Genomic DNA, 24,421 nt, shown 5'->3' with positions numbered 1-24,421 from the left:
TATCCCCCTTTAGGCGGATGAGCAAAAGACTCTCCCGTTCCCGCGAAAACATGTGTTCTCGCGGGATGAATAGGCTGAGCTTTTTGCGTTTGCGCGCGCCGACAGACGCGCCGTTTCAACTAATTCTTGGCAAGCGTTTCAGTTACGGGCTGCGGTACAACGACTACGCCGGGACGAATGCGCTGCAGGCCGTTGACGACGATGTTTTCACCGGGCTTCAATCCGCTTTCGACGATACGAAGACCGTCATAGTTGCGACCAAGCACCACCTGCCGGTATTCAACCTTGTTGTCTGCACCAACCACAAAGACGAATTTCTTGTCCTGATCAGACGAAATTGCGCGATCGCTTACCACGAGCTTCTGATCGGGGTCCGGTTCGCCAAAGCGAATGCGGACAAACTGTCCCGGAATGAGCCTGCCATCTGGATTATCGATGGCTGCACGAACACGGATCGTGCCTGTCGTGGCATCCACCTCGTTGTTGATAAGTTGAATATGTCCTGAAATCGGTGTGCCATTATCAGCTGCCGTTCCTATCTGGACCGGGATGCGCTCGATGGAATTGCCGCCGGGGGAAGTCGCGAGCTTGGCAAGCGCTTTGGTGACAACTTCTTCATTGGCGCTGAAGCTTGCATAGATCGGGTCGACCGATACGAGTGTTGTTAGTACCGGTGAAGCTGAACTTGCTGCAACCAGATTACCAGCTGTTACTTCCAGACGTCCGACACGACCAGAGATTGGTGCGCGTACCTCGGTATATTGGAGGTCAAGTTCAGACGAGCGCAGTGCTGCCTTTGCGGAACGAAGGCTTGCCTGTGCTTCATCAAAGGCGCTTGAGCGCTGATCAAGGCCGCTTTGTGCAATGGTACGGGTTGTCACCAACTGGCGTCCGCGTTCCAGTTCAGCTTTGGCGAGGGCTACACGCGCTTCTTCTGCTGAAACCTGTGCCTTGGCCTTTTCAACAGCAGCGGCATAAGGTTCCGGATCGATTGTAACGAGTAGATCACCCTGTTTCACCAAAGCACCTTCTCGGAAATGTGCCTTCAAGATTGCGCCGCCGACACGCGGACGAATTTCCACGCGGTCAATGGCTTCCAAACGACCGGAAAATTCTTCCCAGCTGTTGATGGTGCGCTGTTCGGCTGCTGCAACTGAAACCGGAACTGCGGGTGGCGAAGCAGATACATCGGTTGCGGCGTCGGCTTTCAGGTGCGGCATACCGAAAAGAATGGCGCCACCACCTGCTGCAGACAATAGGATACTCAGGCCAGCGCCCCATAGGGCCCGGCGGGCAATGTTCGATGTCATGTTGTATCTCCTAACCGGTGGGGCCGGCTTCATATTGAGCGTCAGGCCAAAGGTTGGGAGACCGTTCGAGCTGACGTTATGCTTCGATTTGCTTTGCACCTGCTTGCCGGAAGAAATCCGAAAACAGGTCGATCAGTGTCTTTTCCTGCGGTGTCCAGTCCGTGCGCGTGACCTTGTTCTCAGGTATCCAGCCGGCTTGGCCTGGCAGGACATGCGACTGGACCTTGACGCCGGCCTGACGAAGACGCTCTGCATAGGCTCGCGTTTCGTCACGCATTGGACATTGGGCACTGGTGACGAGCAGAGTTGGCACCAAGCCACCAAGCCGCGTACAAAGGGCGGGCGCGGCATAGGGGTGGGTGAACCCTGCACATTCGCCAAGATAGTTCTGCCAGCCGTCTGCAATCGTTTGAACGGCACTCTCCGGACAATATTTGCGGAAAGATGCCGTGGCGAGGCATGGGTCAAGCATGGGCGAAAGCAATATCTGACCCTTAAGATCCGCCAGATGTTGATCGCGCGCCATGAGTGCCACGCCGGCTGCAATATTACCGCCCGCCTCTTCACCGGCGACGAACAGCGTAGACTTCTTGTGCGCAAACTCCGGACAACGCGCGCGCATTGAGGTCATTATGGAATAAGCCACATCCAGTGCCGCCGGGAACGGGTTGAGACAGGCCGATGAATATTCAGGCGATACGACCACCGCACCTGCCTCAGCAAGTGTTTCGGCAACGCGTTCGCAGGCACCAAGACAGCTGTTTGAGAACGCCCCCCCATGCAGGTGTAAAACCACTGGTGGCGGTGAAAGCAACCTGGCACCGCGATAAATGCGTGCCGTGCAGGTGGAATCACCAGCCTGCATTGTTCCAACCGTAAATTTCTCGCACATCTTTCTTGCTTTCGTGACTAGCGGTCAATTGATTCTGACATTTGTTCGACCTCTGTAACTCGTAAGAGCAAATGTCGGAATCAAACCACTAGCGGCAAACTGCCATGTTGAGATATTACCATTGTCTATTATCTGGAATAGTCCCCATGTATTGGTTACACTATCCAAAATTTCGAACAATGGTGGCTATTGAAAATGGATCAGCTCTCCGCCATGCGCGCATTTCTCCGGGTGGTTGAAACCGGTAACTTCACGCGTGCATCTGCCTCTCTCAATGTGCCGAAGGCCACAATCAGCAATCTTATTCAAGGATTGGAAGCCCATCTTCGTACAAAACTCCTCAATCGCACGACCCGCCGTGTTCTCGTAACACCGGATGGCGCACTTTACTATGAGCGTGCTGCACGCTTGCTTTCCGATCTCGAAGAATTGGACGGCAGTCTCTCAAGCGCCCAGACACTACCCAAAGGCCGCCTGCGCGTAGAAATGGCGAGTGCGGTTGCCAATCTGATCATCATCCCGGCATTAATCGAGTTTCATCAACGCTATCCTGATATTCAGATTGATCTGGGCGTATCAGACCGCCCTGTCGATTATGTGGCGGAAAACGTCGACTGTGCGATCCGGATCGGCGAGTTGAGCGATCAGTCGCTGATTGCGCGCCGGATAGGGGATATGCATTTTATCGCCTGTGCGTCTGCGAAATATCTTGATCGGTGCTCCACACCTAAACATCCGTCCGACCTGAGCAATAATTGTCATGTAGTTGGCTATTTCCAGCCTTCAACCGGTCAGCAAATGCCATTTCACTTCAAACGAGGTACGGAAGAGGTTGAGGTCAATGGACGCTATGTTGTTGCGGCCAATGAATCTACCACCTATCTTGCCGCTGCACGCGCTGGCTTAGGCGTGGTGCAGGCGCCATTATTCATGGTGCAAGAGGATATAGCGAACGGCGCCTTGCGCCCGGTATTGCAGGACTGGCAGATCGAGCCGATGCCGATCCATCTCGTCTACCCACCCAATCGCCATTTGAGCAATCGCCTCCGCGTTTTTGCTGATTGGGTCGTTAAAGTCGTTGCACGATCTCAGGATCTTGCACCGAACGGGACGAATGGATGAGCAAAGTAGGTGATTCATGACTTTATGCGTCCATGTTTGCCAAAACGACAGGGATGTTCGCTTCTGAAAGCAAGGTGGATAAAATTGGGGCTGGAATTTCATTGGTTATGACGGTGGTAATGTCGTGAATCGATCCAAGTCTGACCATGGCTCTTTTGCCAAATTTTGAGCTGTCAACTGCGAGCAGCTTTTGTGCCGCTTGTCGCAATGCGGCTGAAACGACGGCCACTTCCGTATGGTCGTCGTCACAAAGATCACCGTCATCATCAACGCCGCTGACGGAAATGATTGCATAGTCGAACTTAAAGCGTCGGATGAATTCCGGTGTATCTTCCTGAAACATCCCGCCATCGATAGGTCGAACAAAGCCACCAGGAACTGCTAAAGTGAAATCCGTTTTTTCACTAATAATGGCGGCGGATCTCAGGCTATATGTGACAACATGCAGGCGTTCCCTGCTTACAAGCGCATTGGCGATCGCTTCGCATGTGGTGCCGGTGTCAAGAAAAATCGTGGCGTTATCGGGAATGAGCGCGACCACTGCTTCAGCAATCCGAGCCTTTTCATCTGCGCTATCATGCCTGCGCTGACGATAGGTGATGGGGTCCAGCGGAGCTAGCTGTGATACGCCCCCATGTAACCTTCTGACCTTGCCCTGATGCTCCAGATCCGCAATGTCACGTCTGGCTGTTTGCGTGGTAACGCGGAATCGTTCGGCGATCTCCTCCAGCGAAACATAATGGCTGTTCTCAATCCACTGAAGCAGCATTTGCTGACGGATTTCTTTCTTTTTGCCACCGGAACCAGAATGTTCGCTCATATTTGCTCTCGCATCCTTATGCGCGTGGTTGCTCAGATCCATCTCTCATTCCCAGGTTGAAATAGGCAAGGAAATTGTGGGCTTAGGCCACAAGAACTCACAGAGGCGATAGCAAATAAAAATGTAATATTAATGACATTTACTGTTCATGGGGTGGGATAATTGAGTCTTCCAAAGTCGCCCTGGAGTAAAATGTAATAAAAGTGACATTGAACTCTGTCATTTCAGTATCAGGTGAAGTTGGATGATCAATCCGGCTGTCACATTGATGAAGTGGATGCATTTTCCAAGAAAAGGACTGAGGGATGGTACCGGGGACAAGCAAACGTAACCGAAAACTTCTGGCTTTAACTGCGCAGCTTTTATGTGGCGTTGCAGTCGCGGGAATAGCTGCTGCTCCGGCACGCGCGGCCGATAGCTATGACATTCGTGTCATGACGCTCAATATCTGGAACAAGTTCAAACAGAACCCGGAACTGACCGCGGATTTTATGGCAGCCGCCAATTTTGATGTCCTCGGTATGCAGGAAATCAACGGTAGTACTTATGTTACGCGCATCCCCGATTTCCTCCAAGCCGCTGGTCGTGGCACTTACGGCAACGTGCAGGTCGGCGATGTGGGTATTATTTCGCGTCTCCCGGGCACGTTTGGAACACTTAATCTGGGTGGATCGACGCAGGGGCGCTATGTCAGCTACACTCAGCTGGATGCCCAAGGTTCCCGCCCGCAGACAATGATCGGTACGGTTCATCTTGATTATGCAGACGGTTCAACTGGTCGCCTGAACGAAGCCAAAGCCCTCAATACATGGGCAAAAGGATTTAATCAGCCAATTATTGTTCTTGGCGATTTCAATGCTGGTGATGTTTCTGAGCGCGGTCTTCATCACATTGATGCACAGATTAGGCTGATGCAGCAGTCTGACGGTAATACATTTTACCGCGATCTGACACGGCAGTATGTTCTCAACGCCAATCAGCAGACCATGCGTGCGGTCATCCAGGAAGCATATGCCGGACAAAACATCGATAACCTATCGTGGAAGCAATGGGGTGACGCTCTTTCAGTCGCCTACAGAGCTGGTAAGGATGTTGGTCTTCAAGAAGAAACCTATGCGGTAGATAACAACACGCCGGTTACCATGAATGTTCTCAAGAAGCAGTATATGCTGCTTCAGACTGATGCGGCCCGTGAAGGTTTCAAGCCACATGATCTCAACGATGGTAGCACCACATGGCCATCGGCAGGCGAAGACGCAACCAATACCTGGGCGAGCTGGGACCGTGCCAAGATCGACCATTTCCTCGTCTCGCGACCATTCGGGAAGTGGTATGAGATTGTAGATGATCCCAATGATCCCTATACCGGGGTGATTAAAGACGTAAAAGTCACTCGGCCTGGCCGCCAGCCAGAAGCAATCTCGGATCATGAACCCGTTGCGCACGATTTCCGCTGGGTCGGGCCTCAGTTGCAGACCTACTCGGAAAATCAAGTCCAGAAAACACGATTCGTTTGGGGTGCCAATGCTTTTGGCTTTGCGGACAAGAACAAGGAATTTGTTCTAACGCGAAACAACCAACGTACAGATATCTATCTTGGCCAGATTTCGGATGCCAATGGCAAACCAATCCTGAACGATCTGACGCTTGAAGAGAAGAAGACATTGCTCAACTGCGATAGCACCGATGCGCGCTTCCAGCAGGCCATCAAGGACTATTGTATTGATGACCACTCCTTCATTGGTGAAACAGCAGTAACCGACGGCGGAACGATCCTTGTCAGCGAAGATGCAGCTCTTGGCAATGCCGCTGCGCGCCTGCGTCTCATTGATGGCGGTTTGCGCATAACTGGCAGCGATATGAAAACACTGGATCGCACCGTGTCGCTTGAAGGGCTTGGATGGATCGACATTGCTGATGCAAACAACCGCGTGACGTTGTTGCAGCAAGCCACGGGCGAGGGCGCTCTGCTCAAGCGTGGAGCCGGTACGCTCGTACTGGGGCAGGCAAACAACTATACGGGCGGAACCTTGGTTGAAGGCGGTGCGCTTCAAGCCGGTGTAAATGGTGCATTCGTTAACAACACCGCTTTCGCCGTGAATGGTGGCAAGCTTGATCTCAATAATTTCAATGTGAGCATGTCGTCGCTGATGGGTGAGGGCGGAACTTTGAGCCTTGGTTCTGCAGCTTTGACTGTAGACCAGTCTGCCAATACGCGTTTTGACGGCAACATTGACGGTACTGGCAGCCTTACGAAGTCCGGCACAGGTGTTCTGGTTCTCAATGGTGCCAACACCTATACAGGTGGTACAACTGTAAAAGAAGGCGGTCTGGTCATCGGTGATGCATCCCATTCAGGTGCATTCCTTGGCGGCACGGTTAGCGTTGAAAACGGCGCACATCTTAGTGGCGCAGGCTTCATCGGCGGACTTTACGCTGGTGCTGGCAGTATCATAGCGCCGGGCAATTCTATCGGCACGCTGAAGGTTACCGGCAATCTGGCATTTGATGCGGGAGCTACTTATGTCACTGAAATTGATGCCGCCGGTAAAAGTGACCGTATCGATGTGAGTGGAACGGCAGCGCTTGGTGGCGCTAAGGTTCATGTAGAAAAGGCTGCTGGCACCTATATGCCGGGCAAGCGTTACACCATTCTGAGTGCTGAAGGCGGCATCACAGGTACATTTGGCGATATGAGCCAGAACATGCCTTTCGTAGATCTCGGTTTGGCTTATGACGCCAATGCGGTTTACCTCGAAATCGCTCGTAACGATGTCGACTTCATTGCTACAGCAAAGACAAGTAATCAGAAGTCGGTAGCCCTCGCTGTGGAAGAGCTTGGTGCTGGCAACGCTGTTTACGACACGGTCGTCATGCAGGACAGCGAAGAAAATGCGCTTCGCGCATTCAATGCTCTTTCGGGTGAAGTTCATGCTTCAACGCGAACTGCGATCATCAATGACAGTTCCATTGTGCGAAATGCAGTTATGGACCGCATTGGTGCAGCATTTGGTGGTGAGCGAAATGCTGCATCTTCGTCGGTCGCAACGGATGCCGATTCAGCTCAGATTTCCGCACCGCGCGCAGCAATCTGGGGGCAGGCGCTCGGTCAATGGAGTGAGACCGGAGCTGACGGAAATGCCGGTAAGTTGAAGCAATCCACGGGTGGCTTCGTTGCAGGATATGATGCGGAAGTTGTCGAAAACTGGAGACTGGGTGCTCTCGCAGGATACAGCCGCACAAGCTTCGATGTGAATGATCGCAACTCGTCGGGTCACAGCGATAATTATCATCTGGGTATCTATGGTGGCACTCAATGGGACGCGACACTGCTCAAAGCAGGCGTTGCCTATAGCTGGCACAAAATCGAAGCCGATCGCTTTGTCACTTTCCCCGGCTTTTCAGAGAGTCTTGATACGGATTACAGCGCAAATATCTTACAGGCTTTTGGTGAACTCTCACATCGTTTCGATCTGAATGGAACAGCGATTGAGCCATTTGCGAATGTTGCTGTGGTGCGTCTGCAAACAGACCGCTTTAACGAGCATGGCGGCAATGCTGCGCTGCAGATTGGAGAAGAAACAACGACAACTACGTTCACTACGCTTGGTCTTCGTGCTTCTGCTCCTGTCGTGTTTGGTAGCATGAATGCCAAGCTCAACGGAACAGTCGGCTGGCAGCACGCCTATGGCGACACTATACCGACTGCAGCTGCTGCATTTGATGCTGGAACAGTATTTGAAGTGGCTGGTGCACCAATTGCCAAGGATACTGCGATTATCAAGGCTGGTTTTGATATTGATCTCGGCAACCAGACGACCTTGGGTCTTGAATATTCTGGTCAGTATGGTTCGAGCTTTAATCAGAATTCGGGTAAGGCCAAGCTTAGCGTAAAGTTCTAACCCCTATTGAGCAAAGTTGTGGCCGGTGAGACAGTCATTTCTCACCGGCCATTTTGTTTTAGGAACTATGAGTTTGCGCAGCCAGCACACGCTGATTGCGGCGGCGATAAGCTGACCATGTTCCCCACACGAGTAGTGCGGCAGTGACGGCGAGAACCGTGGCACTGATTGGACGGTCGATGAATGTGGAGAACGAGCCACGCGACATCAACATCGCCCGCCGGAAGTGCTCTTCCATGAGCGGTCCGAGCACAAAGCCGAGCAAAAGGGGGGCGGCGGGGAAGTTGAAGATACGCATGAGGTATCCGGCAAAGCCAAAGAACACCACTAGCCAAACTTCAAAGGCACTGTTGTTGACCGAATAGGTTCCGATGCAGATGAACATCAGAACGGCAGGAAACAGGAGGTGATATGGGATTGTTAGTAGTCTCACCCAGACGCCAATCAGGGGAACATTGAGGATCACCAGCAACAGATTGCCGATCCAGAAACTCATGATCAGACCCCAGAACAGAGATGGTTGATCGGTCATGAGAGTAGGGCCTGGCGCAATGCCGTGGATCATCAGAGCGCCCAGCATCAGCGCCATGGTCGGACTGCCCGGAATGCCCAGTGAAAGCGTGGGAATGAACGAGGTCTGATCTGCGGAATTATTGGCAGACTCCGGCGCCATGATACCTTCGATTGCACCTTTGCCGAAGCGCTCCGGTTCTTTTGCCACACGCTTTTCGACAGCATAAGCCATGAAAGCCGCCACTGATGGACCGGTGCCCGGCAATGTGCCGAAGAAGGCGCCGATTGACGATCCCCGTAGCATCGGGAACCATGACCGGCTTACGTCTTCGCGGGATGGCTTCATGGCCTTGAGTTTCACACTCTCTGGGTCAATGTCACCGACATTGACTTTACGCACGCTGGCAATCACTTCGGATACGCCGAAAATGCCCATGGCAAGCGCAATCAGGCTGATGGCGTCGGTCAGTTCGAGTACGCCAAACGAAAAGCGTGCAGTGCCGGTGTAGATATCAGCACCGACTGTGCCAAACATGATGCCGAGAACAACCATTGCGAGGCCCTTTGCCAGCGAGCCATCCGATATTGTGGACGCAGCAACCAGCCCCAGAACCATTAGCGAGAAATAGTCCGCCGAGCCAAAGCTCAACGCATATTTTGCGATGATGGGTGAGAACAACATCAGCAAAACAATACCAATGGAACCACCAACGAAAGAGGCGACCGTGGTCATCAGAAGCGCGATACCGCCGCGCCCCTGACGCGCCATCGGATACCCGTCCAGGCAGGTGACAGCATTGGCAGGCGTTCCGGGGATATTGAGCAGTATGGAGGCTGTGTTCCCTCCATAAGAGGTGCCGTACCAGATGCCTGCCAGCATGATGAGAGCGGTGGTAGGCTCTAGATAGAAGGTGATCGGGAAAAGCATAGAAATGGCTGAAAGCACCCCGATACCTGGAATGACGCCAATCAGAGTTCCCAGAAACACCCCCAGAAAACAATAGAAGAGATTGTTAAGCGTCAGAGCTGTTTCCAGGCCAATCGCGATATTGGAGAATATGTCCATCAGAACGGCCACCGGAACATTGCAACAGGAAGCCCAAGTCCGACACGGAAGACCAGCCAGGCGATAAGGCAAAGTGCGGTTGAAAGAATTGTCAGGCTAAGTGGCTTCACACGCAACTCGGCGAAGGACGAAATTACGACAACGCTCAGCACTGCCGGGATCAAGCCAAAGGGCCGGATCGTGAGCGCGAAAGCACCGACACCCAACAGAACATAAATTGGAGTCCAGACACGAATTTCCGGCATAACGCCCGGGCGGAAGAAAGCTGGTATGGCAATCACCAGACCGAAGCCAGCCAGTACAACGCCAAGTGATGTCGGGAACATACCCGGTCCCATGCGCCGCAACGTGCCAAGCTCGTAGTTTGCAGCCGCATACCAGGAGAAAGCGAGACCGAGGGCAACCAGCAGGATGCCCCCAACGATATCTCTATAATCTCGGGACAGCATTTTGCGATACCCCAATGAAATGGATTAGATTTTGTCAGTTTTTAGTTCGCGTAAACGCCTGCTTCTTCAATGACGGGGCGCCAGAGCTCGATTTCGCTCTCAAGTTTTGCTTTGAGTGCGGTCGGTGTTGCGTCTTCCTCTGACGACGGTACCGTGCCGAGATCTGCGAAGCGAGCGATGACGGTTTCATCCTTGAGTGCGACTTGAAGAGCTTTGCTCAGGCGCTCAACCACAGCTTCGTCCGTTCCGGCTGGAGCATAAAGGCCATGCCAGATACTGACATTAAAATTTGGAAAACCCTTTTCCGCTATGGTCGGCAGATCCGGCAGACTTGAAACGCGTTCCGGTACCGTGACAGCGAAAGCCTTTACCGACTTGTCACGGATTTGGTTGGTGGTATTTGTCGTCTGGTCACACATCAGATCAACCTGTCCACCCATAACGTCCGTCATTGCAGGACCGGTGCCCTGATAAGGAATTGTGGTCATCTGGGTGCCAAGCGCGTTCATCAGCAATAAGCCACATAGATGCGACGCCGCACCAATGCCCGCATTGGCATACATAACCTCTTCGCCATTGGTCTTGATGTATTCGATAACTTCCTCAACCGAGTTGGCTTCAAGATCCGAGCGGCCGATGATGGTCATCGGTACTTCTGTAACCAGACCGACATAGGAAAACGCTTCGAGCGGCTTATATGGAAGTTCGCGGTAAAGAGTGGCCGATGTAGCCATGCCGATATGATGAAGCAGCAGCGTGTGACCATCATTCTTTGCTTGAGCAGCCCTTGCCGCGCCGAGCGTTCCGCCTGCACCGCCAACATTTTCAACGATAATCTGACTGCCCAGATCGCGGCTCATGGCCTGCGCAACAAGACGTGTCACGGTATCGGTCGGCCCACCTGCTGTGAATGGCACAATGATCGTGATCGGTTGGTTTGGAAAGGATTGCGCAAACGCGGTTGCAGTAAGAGCGGTGAATGCCAAAGCAGTGAGAATTGCTTTTTTCAATTGAATTCCTCCCGGATGTCTTTTGCCCCTGATGCCCTGAAAAGGCTCGCGGTGTGGACGGGCGGAATAGAGCAAGCGGATACGATATGCCCGTTCACGCCGTGGTTCCTCCCAGGCCACTTAATGCGATAACGCGGGCTGATCATTTACCGTGCAAGAAAAAGCTCGGCACAAACATGCTGTTCTTGTCATTTTGTTGATGGCCATGGGTGGAAACGGTAACGTCGGCGTAATTATATGGGTGGATTTCCACCCATCTCGGCGTTCAGTCTTCTTGTGAGCTGATGAAGTTCTGCTTGTCCAAGTCGAACTTCTGCATCTTCTCGTAAAGTGATTTGCGCGATAGTCCGAGCGTTTCGTAGACGGGTTTAAGACTTCCGCGATGCATCACAAGCTCGCTTGCAATGATGCTTTTTTCAAACGCAGCAACGCGGTCGGCAAGACGCATCGGGCGTGTCTGATGTTTGCGATCATCATCAAATTGCAGGCCAAGTCCTAGCCCGAAACGGTCGGCCGCATTGCGCAGCTCGCGGACATTTCCCGGCCATTCACGCTCCGTAAGCGTGGTTATCAGGTGAGGCGGAACAGGGGTTGGGTCGTTGCGATAGCGTGCGGCTGCTTCGTTGACGAGTTTGAGGAAAAGCACAGGAACATCTTCACGCCGCTCTGCGAGCGATGGCACTTTAATCGTCACGACATTGAGCCTGTAAAGCAGGTCGGCACGGAAGCGGCCAGCAGCCACTTCATCTTCCAGATTGGCTTTGCTGGTCGCAATGAAGCGAACATCCAACGGATAAATTTCGTTCGATCCCAGCCGCGTGATTGTACGCTCCTGAATAACGCGCAGCAATTTCGCCTGCGTGTCGATGGGCATGGTTGCGATTTCATCAAGAAGAATCGTTCCTCCTTGTGCGAGTTCAAACTTGCCAAAGCGGGCCCGCATCGCACCAGGGAAAGCCCCCGGTTCATGGCCGAACAATTCGCTTTCGATGAGATTACTCGGAAGTGCGGCACAGTTAATCGCGATAAAAGGTTTGTCGGCGCGGGTGCTCAGATCATGCAACGTCCGCGCGACGACTTCCTTGCCCGTGCCCGTTGCACCGACGATCAGAACATCGGCGTCTGTAGGACCGACGGCGCGGACATGATAGCGCAAATCAATCATGACCTGCGTTCGCCCGACAAGTCGTTGCTCGATGTCGTCTTTTTGTCCGGCAGCTGCACGAAGGAGGCGGTTCTCCATGACCAGTTGCCGGCGGTCGAGTGCACGCCCAACCGTCTCTGCAAGTTGCTGCATGGCAAAAGGCTTTTCGAGAAAATCATATGCGCCGTCACGCATCGCACGTACTGCCAATTGCACATCGCCATGACCTGTAAACACAATGACGGGTGTTTCCGGATCCAGCTCATGAATGCGTGACATGAGGGTCAGACCATCCATGCCGGGCATACGAATATCGGTGACAACAATGCCTTTAAAGCCAAAGCCGACCAGCTCAAGCGCACGTTCCGCATTTGACAATTGGCGCACGCGATATCCCATGAATTTAAGTCCAAGTGCTATCGCTTCTCGGGTCTCTTCTTCGTCATCAATAAGGAGGATTTCGCCAACACTCATATGTCTTTTCCGGTTTCTTGCTTGGTTGGAGCAGTCGCCTGATGGAGATTTATGCAAAACTCGGCACCACCCTCCGTTAAATTTTGCACGGAGAGTTCCCCATCAAAATCTTTGACGATGTTGTAGGAAATAGAGAGACCCAGACCCAAGCCTTTGCCCACGCCCTTGGTCGAGAAAAATGGATCATAAATGCGGGCCGCTATAGCATCCGGAACACCAGGGCCATTATCCGTGATCGCGATCTGAACCTTTTCAGGCTCTGTCTTGATTTCAATACCAATAAATCGGCTCGCTTGACCTTCAACGGCATCAGCTGCATTTGAGATGATGTTGACGAGCACCTGCTGCAGACGCACGGAGTCCGCTACCACCCAGGTCTCTTCGTCTTGCTGGTTGAAGGAGAGATCAACCTTCGCGACGCTCAGGCGCCATGAAATGATTTCCTTCGTATCACGTATGACATCCTGCACTTTCACAGCGCGTAGCTTTTTGTTGGGTCGTCGGGCAAAGTTGCGCAGATGTTTGCTGATACTCGTCATGCGCTCGACGACCTTTAATATCCGGTCCAGCCCCGCTTTAGCATCGCGCTCGCGCCCCTGATCGAGCATCAGACCAGAGACTTCGGCATAAGCGCGGACTGCGGCCAACGGTTGATTGAACTCATGCGATAGCGCCGCTGACATCTGCCCAAGTGCCGCAAGTTTTCCGGCGTGAACAAGTTCGACCTGCGTCCGCCGCAACTGCCGCTCGGTTGCTCTGCGTTCTTCGACTTCGCTTGCCAGTTTGTTGTTTGCCGTCGCCAGTTCAACGGTACGTGCCGCAACACGAAACTCCAATTGCTCCTTGATTTCACGCTGGGCTGCGAGACGTTCGGCGAGCCGTGTGCGGTTCTGCAGAAAGACAGCAATGGCCATTGCGCCGAGCCCAACCAGCAGCAGGAGGGCAAGCACGGAGGTATAAGCCTGGTTTCGGGCTGAGCGCGTCGCCTGCAGCACGCTGACGGTCCAACCGGCATCGGCCATTTCTTCCGATAGGATCAGATATTCAATGGTGCGCTCTGCGTCATCCATCTCAAGCAAAGTGTCACCACGGTCCGTTTGCGTGCCGCGGACCGGTATTTCGATCAGCGGTGTTTCTGCATAGCGACGGGTGTGAGCCGTGCGTGCAATCTGCTCAGCAGTGAGAGGGCCTATACTTTTAAACAGCCAATCGGGTCGCCCCGACATGAAGATTATGCCTTCGGGATCAGTCACGATGATTTCGAAATCATTGCCATGCCATGACCGCTCAATCACATCCATGTCGACTTTGAAAGCAAGAACACCGCGTGCTTGACCATCGACCATTACCGGGGCGCTGAAATAGTAACCGCGTTTTCCGGATGTTGTGCCGAGTGCGAAGAACCTGCCGCTGTCCCCCGCGATTGCATCGAAGAAATAGGGACGGTAGCTGAAATTCTCTCCGACAAAAGGCCTTTGTTCATTGTAGTTTGAGGCGGCAATTGTCAAGCCTTCGTCGTTCATCAGATAGATGTCTGAGGATTCGAGCAGATTATTGATGGATTGCAGATACTGATTTACTGCCAGCACATTTTGAGTTGAAGGATTGCGTACCAGATTTTGAATGGTGTCGTGTTCAGCAATGAGGGCCGGTAGCTTCTCATAGCGCGCCAATTGGCCGGCAAGCGCCGATGAAGCCAGACCCAAAGTGTTGGCACCACGCTGATGCAACCCATTTAGTGCGATAGACATCATATGTTTGGTGCCGAAAACGGCAATCAGGACCGATAAAAAAAAGGCTAGTATAGCCAAAGTCATCCAGTCAAATCGCCAATGCCATCTCATTCCACCTCCTCCAAGACAGGTATAAAAACTTATACTGTGCTGAAAAATCCTATATGGAAAATTTCATCATCAAAAACATTACGGGCATATAGCCATAATATTCGATGCTCAGTGCCTGAAAAAATCAATATTTGATAATTTCGGGTTTGGAGACTGGATATTCTTTTAAAGCATCAAAAGGCAATTTAAATGCAAGCTTTTATCCATGATACGAGATGAAAAATTTAACTGTAAAAATGGTCTGGTGGTGCATTACGCGCCACCAGACCATTAAGTTGTAAATTGGCTGATTTAGAACGAAACAGATAGTTTTACATTGAAACCGTTCTGTTTCACATCCTTGGCAAACTGACCGGTGTAGGCGACCCCAAGAACTGTCGACGGCAGCAGATTGAAGTCCAGCCCTGCCTCAAGCGTAGCGACGTCTTTTGCGACGGGAGTTCCCCCAACAGTGAAAATGTCGGAACCCGTGAAACGCGCGGAGGATTCTGAATCAACGTCACCATAAGCGTGTCGCCAGCCAATATCGGCTCTTGCTTTCGGTGAAATGTTGCCCAGATCAAACGTCGTCGCCGCGCGCAGACCAAGTGTTGTAAAGACGGTGTTGGTCTTGTCGGAATCTACATCCAACGCAGCAAGTGTATTGCCGGTTTCATTAAAGCCATTGGTCTTGTGATGGACATTCGTCAAATTGGCATAAGGCTCAAAAGTGCTTCTGCCAACTGCGATTTTGTAGCCAAGTTCACCAAAGGCAACCAGGCTGCTGGCATCATAATCTGCATTTAGATGATCGGAGAACCCGTTAAAAGCAACAGATCGCTCAGTTTCCAGCTGATGCCAAGTATAAGCGATGCCGGAACTGAACGCGAGCACGCCATGCGACATCGCCCATTGCGATCCTGCATAGACTCCAAGTGTGTAGTTGTCGCTATTGCCCGATGAAGCACGGTCATTGCTGTGAAAGCTCGTCTGTCCATAGCCCGCCAGCACGCCGACACGCCAGCTATCAGCGATAGTGGTGTCTATACCTGCCACGAAACCGCCTGACGAAGCCCTGAACTCGCCGACATTGCTATTGCCGTCCTGTTTAAGCCAGTGGCCATAGGCTTGCGCCCACCCACCATAAGTCGCGGCTATTCTGTCTTTATCGACAGCGCTGTTAAATGCCGTAGGCTGCTTGCTCTCCGGTCCGTAGCCGAGAGGCTCGATTGAAGGCGTTGCGACAGGCTCATTGAAAGCAGAGCGCAAGCGATTGGTTATAGCATTCTGTGTCAGCAGGGTATTTTCGATCAGTGCTGATTTAGCTGATGCATGCACTTCACCGGATAATGCATCAAAGCTGCTCTGGATTGTTGCTTGATCGTCGCCCAAAGTAACAAGAGCGGTGTAAAGTGCGTTCCCATCAGCCTTGAGGGTATCCAATGCACCGGCCAATGACCGCTGATTTGCGGTCATAGCCTTGTTGGCAAATTTCATATCGTTCCGCGATAGCTTCAGATCGACCGTTTTTTTCGCATAGTCATAAATAAGCTCTGGTGTCAGGAATGCGAAGTTCGAGGTTACGCCGTTGAATGCGCCGGTTAGTTCTTTTCCAACGGTCAGGATGCGATAGGTCGAAAAAGGGTTATAGTTGCCGCTTGCACCAACATGGAGTACGGAGCCACCATTGAGCGAAGCTTTGCCAGAAACGTAAACATGATCAGATGCATTGTTTTTTGGATCAACGTTAACCTGATAGGACGAGCCAGCGGCAAAAATCAGATCGCCATTGATTGTCAGTCCCCCGTTCAGATTGCCAGGTGCAAGGATGCCTCCCGAAGCAATTGTCACAGTCGAAAGCGCATCGGTTGTTCCAATCGCGCCTGAGCCGCCCAACGCACCACTACCGCTGACAAGTACGTCGCCGCCAAGCTTGTTGCCGATCAGCAATGTGCCGCCTTCAACATATGTCTTGCCTTGGAAAAGTGAATTGTCGCCCGACAGAAGTGTTTTGCCAGAACTCTGATGCAGTTCATGGGTTCCAACGGTGATGCCGTCTTTCCAAGTATTGCCATCAATGTGTCTGCTGATCAATTTCCCGGAGAACTCGTAAAGCTCATTGTTGTGACTGAAATCGAGCGTTGTTTTGCCGTTTCCAAACCAGATTTCATCGGCGTTGAGCTTGGCATTTGAGCCAGAAATTGTGACGGACGAGTTAGAGCCGGCGAGAATCCCCATTCTGAGGGAATTGGTGTTCAGCGTTCCACCGTCGCGCACGATGATGGCGGACTTCCCGGAAGTTCCTGCCAGAATAGGGCCGGTCGTTACGACAGTGCCGTTGCCGCTTACTTCAAGCAAACCTTCTGAGCCAGCCTGCGTAGCCAGGCGAATTCGTGCACTTTTGAGTTTGGCGCCATTTTCGACCTTAATGTCGGCTTTGCCATAAAAGCCGACGTAGAATTCATTGACGTCGATTGACGAGCCTTTACCCCCAAGAAGCAAGCTGCCTTGACCGTCAGTGTCATAACCGACGAAGAGGTCTTCTCCACTGAGAGCGCCGCCGTCCGCGATGGTCATAGTGCCTTTGCCGCCGGAACCGATATCCATTGAATAGTCGAAAGACCAATGTGATCCGGTGCCAGTGATTGTAGCATTGCCGACGGATCCTGCACCCCAGCCAACAGCCGAGAAAGAGCCGCTTGTAACCTTTGCGCCTTTTTCAATCGACAGAGTGCCGATGCCGTCATTGCCAACTATGAGCCGCTCGATATTGTTCCAAGCAGAGTTTGGTCCAATGACAAGGACTTCGCCTTCAGAACCAGCAACATCGCCGACGATACCGCGCAGGTTTTCGAGGGTGCCACCGTTAGAAATGACAAGGCTGGCTTGTTTGCCGCTTGTCGTTCCGACGATTGCGTTGTCACTCGGATGAGATACCTGGAAACCATTTATCTCAACCGCGCCTTCATCAACCGTTACTGGCAACAGAGTAGGTGCCATGCTTGCAAAGCAAGGGGGCGATCCACCCGGTAAACTGCAACTGGCTGCGGCAGTGTCCAATCCCGATATGCTCATCAGAAATGCGAGCGTCACTATAGAGCTGCTCGATAGCAGCATCTCAGGCTTTTTCATTATCCCCTCCCACGGCTTTCTGCCGTCCCACAGCTTATTTAGCGTGTCCTTAAACGCCCCGCTAGTTGAATCACAAACATTGCGCAAAGATTGCGTGTATAATTCTTGCTTTTGGTTCAGAGGGGTTGTTCGCCTTATTGTCCCAGGGAGTTGCGGCAATGCAACTCCCTGGAAAGACGAGTTCGGCGAACCTTGTATGGAAGGAGTGAGGTTAGATATCGCGGGTCCGATTTCCAAAGTTTACCAAGATGAACTGACCCGCATAAGCTGCAATCGCTGCTTTGAAGAGATCACCGGGTACGAAGGCTAAATCTCCAATTATGGCGCTCCATGGAGAGAGGCCGACATAGGCGATAAGCCATGCTACACCGAAGATGTGGTCGATAATAACGCCGATCGTTGCAGCGATGAAAAAGCCTGCGAAGGTTTTCCAGCCACCGCTCGTGCTATGGGCCACCTTATTTGAAATCCAGCCCGTTATGAACGCCGCAGGCAAGAACCCCACCAGATATCCAGCGGTTGGGCTGAAGAAGATGCCTAGGCCGCCTCTGCCTCCGGAAAGAACAGGTAAGCCAATTGCGACGAGTGCTATCAGCAGCAAGACTGAAAGCGCTCCACCGCGGGCGCCCAGTACCACGCCAGCGAGCAGGACGCCCAGACTTTGGGCATGAATAGGTACAGGTACGAAGGTAAGCATGATGGGTGGTATCAAGCCTAACACCACGATTATTGCTGTAAACAGCGCGATCATAACCAAAGATCTCGTTTGCACGTCGTGTACCTTTTTGCTGACGATATTGTGGCCGTAAGCGGCGGCGCGCCTACGTTTCTAATTGTGCTTGCGCTGTTGCGAGCGAATGCATCTCGCGTCAATTGCGTTTGCAATTTCATCTGCACTTTGCATTGTGCCAATTACCATCGGTACGATCACCGTGGATAGCCGCATTTTCAATCCCCGCGCACGATGAGCTTCCGCTACCGATTTATAGTGTGCGTGAACCTCAGGCACGAAGCGAATAACGAGCCCAATCGCTAAACCAATGTCACGAGCGTTGCCTATGCCAATTGCTTCAAATGGTCGTGCGGCTCTGGTTATCGTGTCGATGAACTGACCAATCGTTGTCGTGGCCGTAATGACGGTTGCAAAAAGGCTCAATGAGCCCAGCCGCATTAGGACGATGGAAGCCGCTTCAAAACTGTTAGCATAGGCCGTCCACACAACGACAACGGCAATCGTCAGTAAGAGTGGCCAAGATTTTAGCCATTGAACGACCGCTGAACGACAAAAGGCGAGGGAACTCAACGCCACGAGAGCGGTTAAAATTCCAAGGGCGAGTGGAGTGTTGAGCATGAACAGAACAACACTTAACCCGAAAAGAGCAATGAGCTTGATTGCTGGTGGCAGTCTATGGATTGGCCCATCGCCGAGCGATTCATAGAAGTTCATGAGACTAACGCCAGATAACGCGCAATCGTCTCATCAGCGGGGCCATCCTCGACGAGTTTACCCTGATGGAAAAGCAGCACACGGTCGAAGCCCGACAACAAGGTTAAATCGTGGCTGACCACGATAACATTTTCCTTAAGCTCACGGATGGTCCGCTCCACTATATTTCTATTTCTCAAGTCGAGCTGATTAGTCGGTTCGTCCATGATGACAATATCAGGTTCCGTGGCAAGAACCGACGCGAGCGCTGCAAGCTGCAACTCACCTCCGGATAGCTCATGTGCGCGGCGTTCGGACAGATGCGCTATCCCAATGCGATCAAGTGCCGCTGAAACCGTGTTCGCCAATTCTTGCTTTCTCAGCCCACGCGATTGCAGGCCTAATGCAACGTCGTCTTTGATTAGTGGCAGTACGATCTGGTTCGCGGGGTTCTGAAAAATATAGCCGACGGCTGCGCGCACTTTCGCACCGTCAGTTGCTGTGTCATGGCCATTTGTCAAAACGCGTCCCGACGATGGCAGAACAAGTCCATTCACCATGCGTGAAAAGGTGGTCTTCCCTGATCCATTGAGGCCAATGATACCAATGCGCCGTTCTGAAAGCTCAAGCGAAAGCGGTTCCAGAACCACTTTATCGGCAAACTGCGCCTCGGCTTTATCAAACAGAATGTTCAACTCTTGATCCCACACAATATAATTTTGCTTTGCCTGCGATGACCATGTTTGGTCTAGCATGTAGTCAAAGCGGTTGGTTAAAGCTGATCAATGAGCAGTGCAATAAGGTCGTAATGCTTTTCTATCGTTGAGTTTGGATTTTTGATCTTTGCAAATGTTTCAACAAAACGACGGTGGCTTCGTCGATTTGATTAAATTGTCTACACAAAATTTGTCATATCAAAGGCTTGCACGGTTGATCCATCGGTGGAACTCTGATCTTCTTATATCCAAGGCGTTACTTAGGGAGGGGATCGCTGAATGTCTGTTGTAATGCCCGAATTGCGTGCTGATACCATTATTTATAACGGCACTGTCTGGTGTGGATACGAAGAGGGCACGGTAGAGGCCCTGGCAATCTGGCAAGGCAAGGTACTAGCCACTGGTACTAAAGACCAAATCTGGTCTCTCAAAGGTGACAAAACAAAAGTCATAGATCTGGAAGGGCGTTTCGCTACACCCGGATTAAACGATTCTCATCTCCACCTGATTTCAGTCGGGCTAACGCTCAAGTGGCTTGATGCAACTCCGCAAGCCGCACCCACTTTGGAAAGTCTGCTTGGTTCGATACGCGAAAAGGCGGCTTCGGTTCCACCGGGGACATGGATCAGAGCTCGTGGCTACGATCAGACCAAACTAGACATCGGGCGCCATCCGCATAAGTCAGAACTCGACGCTGTTGCACCCAATCATCCCGTCATGCTGGTACGGGCCTGTGGTCACGTTTCGATCTTCAACTCAAAAGCTTTTGAGCTTGCCGGTATCGATGAAAAATCGCCGGTGCCGGACGGCGGTTTAATCGAACAGCAAAATGGCGTGCTGACCGGAATGGTCGCGGAAAATGCACAAGGGGCAGTTCGCAAAGCAATTCCAAAAGCAACAACGGAAGAAATGATCGAAGCCATTGAGGCTGCTGGTAATCTGTTGCTTTCATATGGCATTACCAGCGTGATGGATGCTGCCGTTGGGCAAGTTGCAGGCTTTGACGAAGTGCGCGCCTATAATATCGCGAAACTTCAAAAGCGATTGCCGGTACGCACATGGCTTGTCCTGTTGGGCGACCCTGGCCCATCGATTGTCGAGAAATGTTATGAAGCCGGATTGGTGTCCGGGGTCGGCGATGACATGCTGACGGTTGGTGCGGTCAAGATTTTTCTTGATGGTTCTGCAGGTGGGCGGACCGCATGGATGAGTAAGCCTTATCTCGGAGACGATAATAATATCGGCGTGCAGATATTACCGGATGCGGAACTAGAAGCACTGGTGCTTGATGCCCACAAAAAGGGTTATCAGCTTGCCTGCCACGCAATCGGTGACGCAGCGATTGGTCAGCTCATTACTGCCTACGAAAAGGCACTTGCAGCCCATCCCGATCCTGACCGTCGCCACCGTATCGAACATTGCGGATTCTCTACGCCCGAACAGCATGAGCGGATGAAAAAGGCTGGCATCTATCCATGCCCGCAACAGGTTTTCATCTACGACTTTGGCGATGCGTATATTTCCGTTCTTGGTGAAGAAAAAGCGCTGTCGAGCTATCCACTCAAGACGTGGAAAGACCTCGGTTTCAAGCCTGCTACAGGAAGTGACGCGCCAGTCTGCCATCCAAATCCTTACCCTAACATCTATTCGATGCTCACGCGCGAAACCGGTAAGGGAACGGTGATGGATGCCCGTGAGCGTGTTTCGATCGAAGAAGCACTTCAGGTCTATACTGAATACGGTGCCTTTTCGCAGAAACTGGAGGATGTGAAAGGCAAACTGGTTCCGGGGCAGGTAGCTGATATCGCAGTGTTTTCACGCAATATGCTTAATGCAAAACCACAGGAAATTCTCAACGACACGCAGTGTATGCTCACTATTCGCGAAGGCGAAGTGGTGTTCGAACGTTCGTAAGAAGGACAGGCTGCGAGGCTTCGGTCCCGCCGCCTGAAGACGCTCATCGGATCTAAAAGAATAAAGTAAAAGGGGAAGACTATGAGGAAATTTGCATTGCTTGCGGCAATGTCTATCGCACTGATGGCGGGTACTGCCGCCTATGCTGCCAATGAACCGCGTTCGGGAGGCGTTATTAATTTTGTTGCACCTTATGGTGACAGCTTCTCGACCCTTGACGTTCAGGCTTCACCTGCAACTCAGGACGAGTTTTATGCCAAGGCCATTCATCGCACGCTTTATGATTGGGATGCGGATCAGAACAAGCCGGTACTCGGTCTGGCAACAGATGTAAGCGTTTCTGAGGATAGGCTCGTCTATACCTATAAGCTGCGCCAGGATGCATTTTTCCATGATGGCAAGCCATTAACGGCTGACGACATTATCTGGAGCTATACCCGCATTATGGACCCGAAGAAGGCTTTCCCGCCAGCTCGCTATATTGCCGAAATCAAGGGTGCCGAAGAATATACACAGGGCAAAGCCAAGGAAATCTCCGGTCTGAAGAAGATCGACGACCATACGCTTGAGATCACGTTGAAACAGCCAATTGATCCCGGCTATCAGTTCATGCGCAACAACACGGCGATTTATCCTGCTGGTCAGGGCGATAGCGAAGAATATCAGCGTCACCCAATCGGTCTTGGACCTTACAAATTCGCCGAATATGTTCCTGGCTCCCGTCTGACGGTTGAAAAATGGGACAAATATTACGAAAAGGGCAAGCCATACGCAGACAAGATCAACATCATGATCATGGGCGATGCTGCTGCCCGTGACGTTGCGTTCCGCAATAAGGAAATCGATGTGGCAGTGCTCGGACCGGCGCAGTACACTGCCTATCTTGCCGATCCTGAACTTGCGAAGAATATGGTGGAAGTAGCCGAGGTCTATACCCGCGCTGTTGGTTTTAACCCGGATTTCAAGCCGTTTCAGGACAAGCGTGTCCGCCAAGCAATCAACTACGCCATTGATAGCGATCTGATCATCAAGCGTCTCGTCAAGGACAAGGCCTATCGTGCCGTGGGTTGGCTTCCGAACTCATCGCCTGCCTTCGACAAAGATGCGAAGCCTTATCCCTATGATCCTGAAAAAGCGAAAGCTTTGCTTGCTGAAGCTGGCTATCCAGACGGTTTCGAGTTTGAGTTGACGGCGACGCAGAACGAAAGCTGGGGCTTGACCATCGTTCAGGCGATCATCCCGATGCTGGATAAGGTTGGGATCAAGGTCAAAGCAAAGCCGGTCGAAGCGTCCGTACTTGCGGATGTGGTTCCTGCTGGCAATTTCCAGGCCTATATGTGGTCACTCGAAAGTGGCCCAGATGCACTGACCGCAATGCAGTGCTTTTACTCCACGACACCGCAATCTGCATGTAATTATCAGAAGTTCGCCAATGCAGAATTTGATAAGATCGTCGATGAAGCAAAACTTGCGAAAACCGAAGACGAAAAGAATGCGCTGCTGAAAAAGGCCAACAATCTGTTGCAGGAAGAAGCGCCAGTCTGGTTCTTCAACTACAACAAGGCCGTCATGGCGCATCAGCCATGGTTGCACGGCTTGCAGCCAAACTCTGCGGAGCTAGCAGTACAGTCCTATGAAAAGCTTTGGGTCGACGACACGGCTCCGTCCGGTCGTTAATTCCGGCTGATCTGGATCGGCCCGCTCGATTTCGGGCGGGCCACTGATCCCCTTTGCTCCAGCGTCTTCCACGCTGATCCGAAAGGAGGACCGTGTGCTCTATTTTATCGCCCGCCGCGTCTTGCAGATGATACCGACAGTCATCGCAGTGTCGCTTCTGATCTTCGTCATTTTCAGCGTCGTTCCGGGCAGCATTGCTTCTGGTCTTATCGCCAACGGCAAGGGCATGAACGACCCGAAGATGGTCGAAAAGATCACGCAGGAGTTCGGTCTCGACAAGCCCGTTCATGTGCGTTTCGGCAACTATCTGGTGCAGTTGGCACAGTTCGATCTTGGCACGTCCTACCGATCGAGGCAGCCGGTTGTTTCGCTCATTCAGGAACGTATGTGGCCAACGCTGAAACTCGCTTTCGCAGCTATGGGATTTGCCATTCTGATTGGGGTGCCGCTTGGATTTATAGCGGCGCTGAAGCCTGGAAGCATTCTCGATAGTGTGACGATGATAGGCGCGGTCTCTGGCCTTTCACTGCCGCAATTCTGGCTGGGGCTGCTTGCAATGTATCTCTTTGCACTGACGCTTGGATGGTTGCCAAGTTTTGGTTACGGCAATGGCGGCATACGCAACATCATTCTGCCAGCACTCACTTTGGGTGTTGCACCGCTGGCGCTTCTCGCAAGGACAACACGCGCAGCTGTGCTTGAAGTTATGGGCGCGGATTTCATTCGCACAGCGCGATCAAAAGGCATGAACAGCTTCAGGCTCGTGACGTGGCACGTCATGCGAAATGCGCTTGTTTTGATCATTACGACAATCGGTCTGCAATTCGGATCGATGATGGGGCAAGCCGTGGTGGTTGAAAAGCTGTTTTCATGGCCGGGCCTTGGCTCATTGCTGATTGATAGCGTTTCGCTGCGCGACATTCCCGTCGTACAGGGGGCTATTCTCGTGATCGTATTGTGGTTTCTGGTCATCAATACGATTGTTGATATTCTCTACGCGGTTATCGATCCGCGCATAAGTCACGAGTAAG

17 protein-coding genes are annotated in these 24,421 nt (G+C 52.1%); 5 read left to right on the top strand and 12 right to left on the bottom strand.

Annotated elements, in window-relative coordinates:
• Positions 1-119: 119 nt before the first annotated feature.
• Entirely contained in the window at positions 120-1,310 is a 1,191-nt protein-coding gene (locus QSJ70_RS12270) for an efflux RND transporter periplasmic adaptor subunit (RefSeq protein WP_215778496.1), read from the bottom strand.
• Positions 1,311-1,386: 76 nt separating this feature from the next.
• Positions 1,387-2,202, bottom strand: a complete 816-nt coding sequence (locus QSJ70_RS12265) for an alpha/beta hydrolase (RefSeq protein ID WP_285536695.1) — start codon at positions 2,200-2,202, stop codon at positions 1,387-1,389.
• Between the two features lie 195 nt (positions 2,203-2,397).
• Between QSJ70_RS12265 and QSJ70_RS12260 the strand changes: the two genes are divergently transcribed.
• The gene (locus tag QSJ70_RS12260) at positions 2,398-3,324 is read left to right on the top strand and encodes a LysR family transcriptional regulator (RefSeq protein WP_285536692.1); all 927 of its coding nucleotides are present in this window, start codon (positions 2,398-2,400) and stop codon (positions 3,322-3,324) included.
• A gap of 22 nt (positions 3,325-3,346) precedes the next feature.
• Here the strand turns inward: QSJ70_RS12260 and QSJ70_RS12255 are convergent, their stop codons facing one another.
• Positions 3,347-4,186 (bottom strand): DeoR/GlpR family DNA-binding transcription regulator, encoded by an 840-nt coding sequence (locus QSJ70_RS12255; RefSeq protein WP_285536690.1) that lies wholly within the window; start codon positions 4,184-4,186, stop codon positions 3,347-3,349.
• Positions 4,187-4,449: 263 nt separating this feature from the next.
• Here QSJ70_RS12255 and QSJ70_RS12250 point away from each other — a divergent pair, with 263 nt between their 5' ends.
• Complete coding sequence (locus QSJ70_RS12250) at positions 4,450-8,046, top strand: autotransporter domain-containing protein (protein WP_285536688.1); 3,597 nt, start codon at positions 4,450-4,452, stop codon at positions 8,044-8,046.
• Positions 8,047-8,104: 58 nt separating this feature from the next.
• Here the strand turns inward: QSJ70_RS12250 and QSJ70_RS12245 are convergent, their stop codons facing one another.
• From QSJ70_RS12245 to QSJ70_RS12205, 9 genes are all read right to left on the bottom strand, one after another.
• On the bottom strand, positions 8,105-9,625 hold the full coding sequence (locus QSJ70_RS12245) for a tripartite tricarboxylate transporter permease (protein ID WP_215778506.1): 1,521 nt from the start codon (positions 9,623-9,625) through the stop codon (positions 8,105-8,107).
• On the bottom strand, positions 9,625-10,074 hold the full coding sequence (locus tag QSJ70_RS12240) for a tripartite tricarboxylate transporter TctB family protein (RefSeq protein WP_113158397.1): 450 nt from the start codon (positions 10,072-10,074) through the stop codon (positions 9,625-9,627). Before QSJ70_RS12240 ends, QSJ70_RS12245 begins: the two co-directional genes overlap by 1 nt.
• Before the next feature lie 41 nt (positions 10,075-10,115).
• Positions 10,116-11,090, bottom strand: a complete 975-nt coding sequence (locus QSJ70_RS12235; protein WP_215778987.1) for a tripartite tricarboxylate transporter substrate-binding protein — start codon at positions 11,088-11,090, stop codon at positions 10,116-10,118.
• A gap of 259 nt (positions 11,091-11,349) precedes the next feature.
• Positions 11,350-12,702 (bottom strand): sigma-54-dependent transcriptional regulator, encoded by a 1,353-nt coding sequence (locus QSJ70_RS12230; protein WP_215778508.1) that lies wholly within the window; start codon positions 12,700-12,702, stop codon positions 11,350-11,352.
• On the bottom strand, positions 12,699-14,546 hold the full coding sequence (locus QSJ70_RS12225) for a sensor histidine kinase (protein ID WP_215778510.1): 1,848 nt from the start codon (positions 14,544-14,546) through the stop codon (positions 12,699-12,701). Before QSJ70_RS12225 ends, QSJ70_RS12230 begins: the two co-directional genes overlap by 4 nt.
• A gap of 291 nt (positions 14,547-14,837) precedes the next feature.
• Positions 14,838-17,657: an autotransporter family protein gene (locus QSJ70_RS12220; protein ID WP_285536685.1), complete on the bottom strand. Its 2,820-nt coding sequence runs from the start codon at positions 17,655-17,657 to the stop codon at positions 14,838-14,840.
• Between the two features lie 211 nt (positions 17,658-17,868).
• Positions 17,869-18,429 carry a biotin transporter BioY gene (locus QSJ70_RS12215; RefSeq protein WP_215778514.1) on the bottom strand — a complete coding sequence of 187 codons (561 nt, stop codon included), beginning with the start codon at positions 18,427-18,429 and terminating at the stop codon, positions 17,869-17,871.
• Between the two features lie 57 nt (positions 18,430-18,486).
• Complete coding sequence (locus QSJ70_RS12210; RefSeq protein ID WP_215778515.1) at positions 18,487-19,104, bottom strand: energy-coupling factor transporter transmembrane component T family protein; 618 nt, start codon at positions 19,102-19,104, stop codon at positions 18,487-18,489.
• Positions 19,101-19,778, bottom strand: coding sequence for an energy-coupling factor ABC transporter ATP-binding protein (locus QSJ70_RS12205; protein WP_215778516.1), 678 nt, complete (start codon positions 19,776-19,778; stop codon positions 19,101-19,103). Before QSJ70_RS12205 ends, QSJ70_RS12210 begins: the two co-directional genes overlap by 4 nt.
• Before the next feature lie 312 nt (positions 19,779-20,090).
• On the opposite strand from QSJ70_RS12205, the gene QSJ70_RS12200 reads away from it, so the two are divergent.
• The 3 genes from QSJ70_RS12200 to QSJ70_RS12190 all read left to right on the top strand — a co-directional run bounded on the left by QSJ70_RS12200 (position 20,091) and on the right by QSJ70_RS12190 (position 24,420).
• Positions 20,091-21,713, top strand: coding sequence for an amidohydrolase (locus QSJ70_RS12200; RefSeq protein WP_445558145.1), 1,623 nt, complete (start codon positions 20,091-20,093; stop codon positions 21,711-21,713).
• 81 nt (positions 21,714-21,794) lie between these two features.
• Positions 21,795-23,390 (top strand): ABC transporter substrate-binding protein, encoded by a 1,596-nt coding sequence (locus tag QSJ70_RS12195; RefSeq protein WP_285536680.1) that lies wholly within the window; start codon positions 21,795-21,797, stop codon positions 23,388-23,390.
• Between the two features lie 94 nt (positions 23,391-23,484).
• A complete protein-coding gene (locus QSJ70_RS12190; protein WP_007878539.1) occupies positions 23,485-24,420 on the top strand; it encodes an ABC transporter permease in 936 nt (311 codons plus the stop codon).
• Position 24,421: the final 1 nt, after the last annotated feature.

Origin of the sequence: Brucella sp. NBRC 12950 (assembly GCF_030268145.1) — a bacterium.
In the GTDB taxonomy this organism is placed as follows: Bacteria; Pseudomonadota; Alphaproteobacteria; order Rhizobiales; family Rhizobiaceae; genus Brucella.
This window is presented reverse-complemented; position numbering and strand designations above follow the sequence as displayed.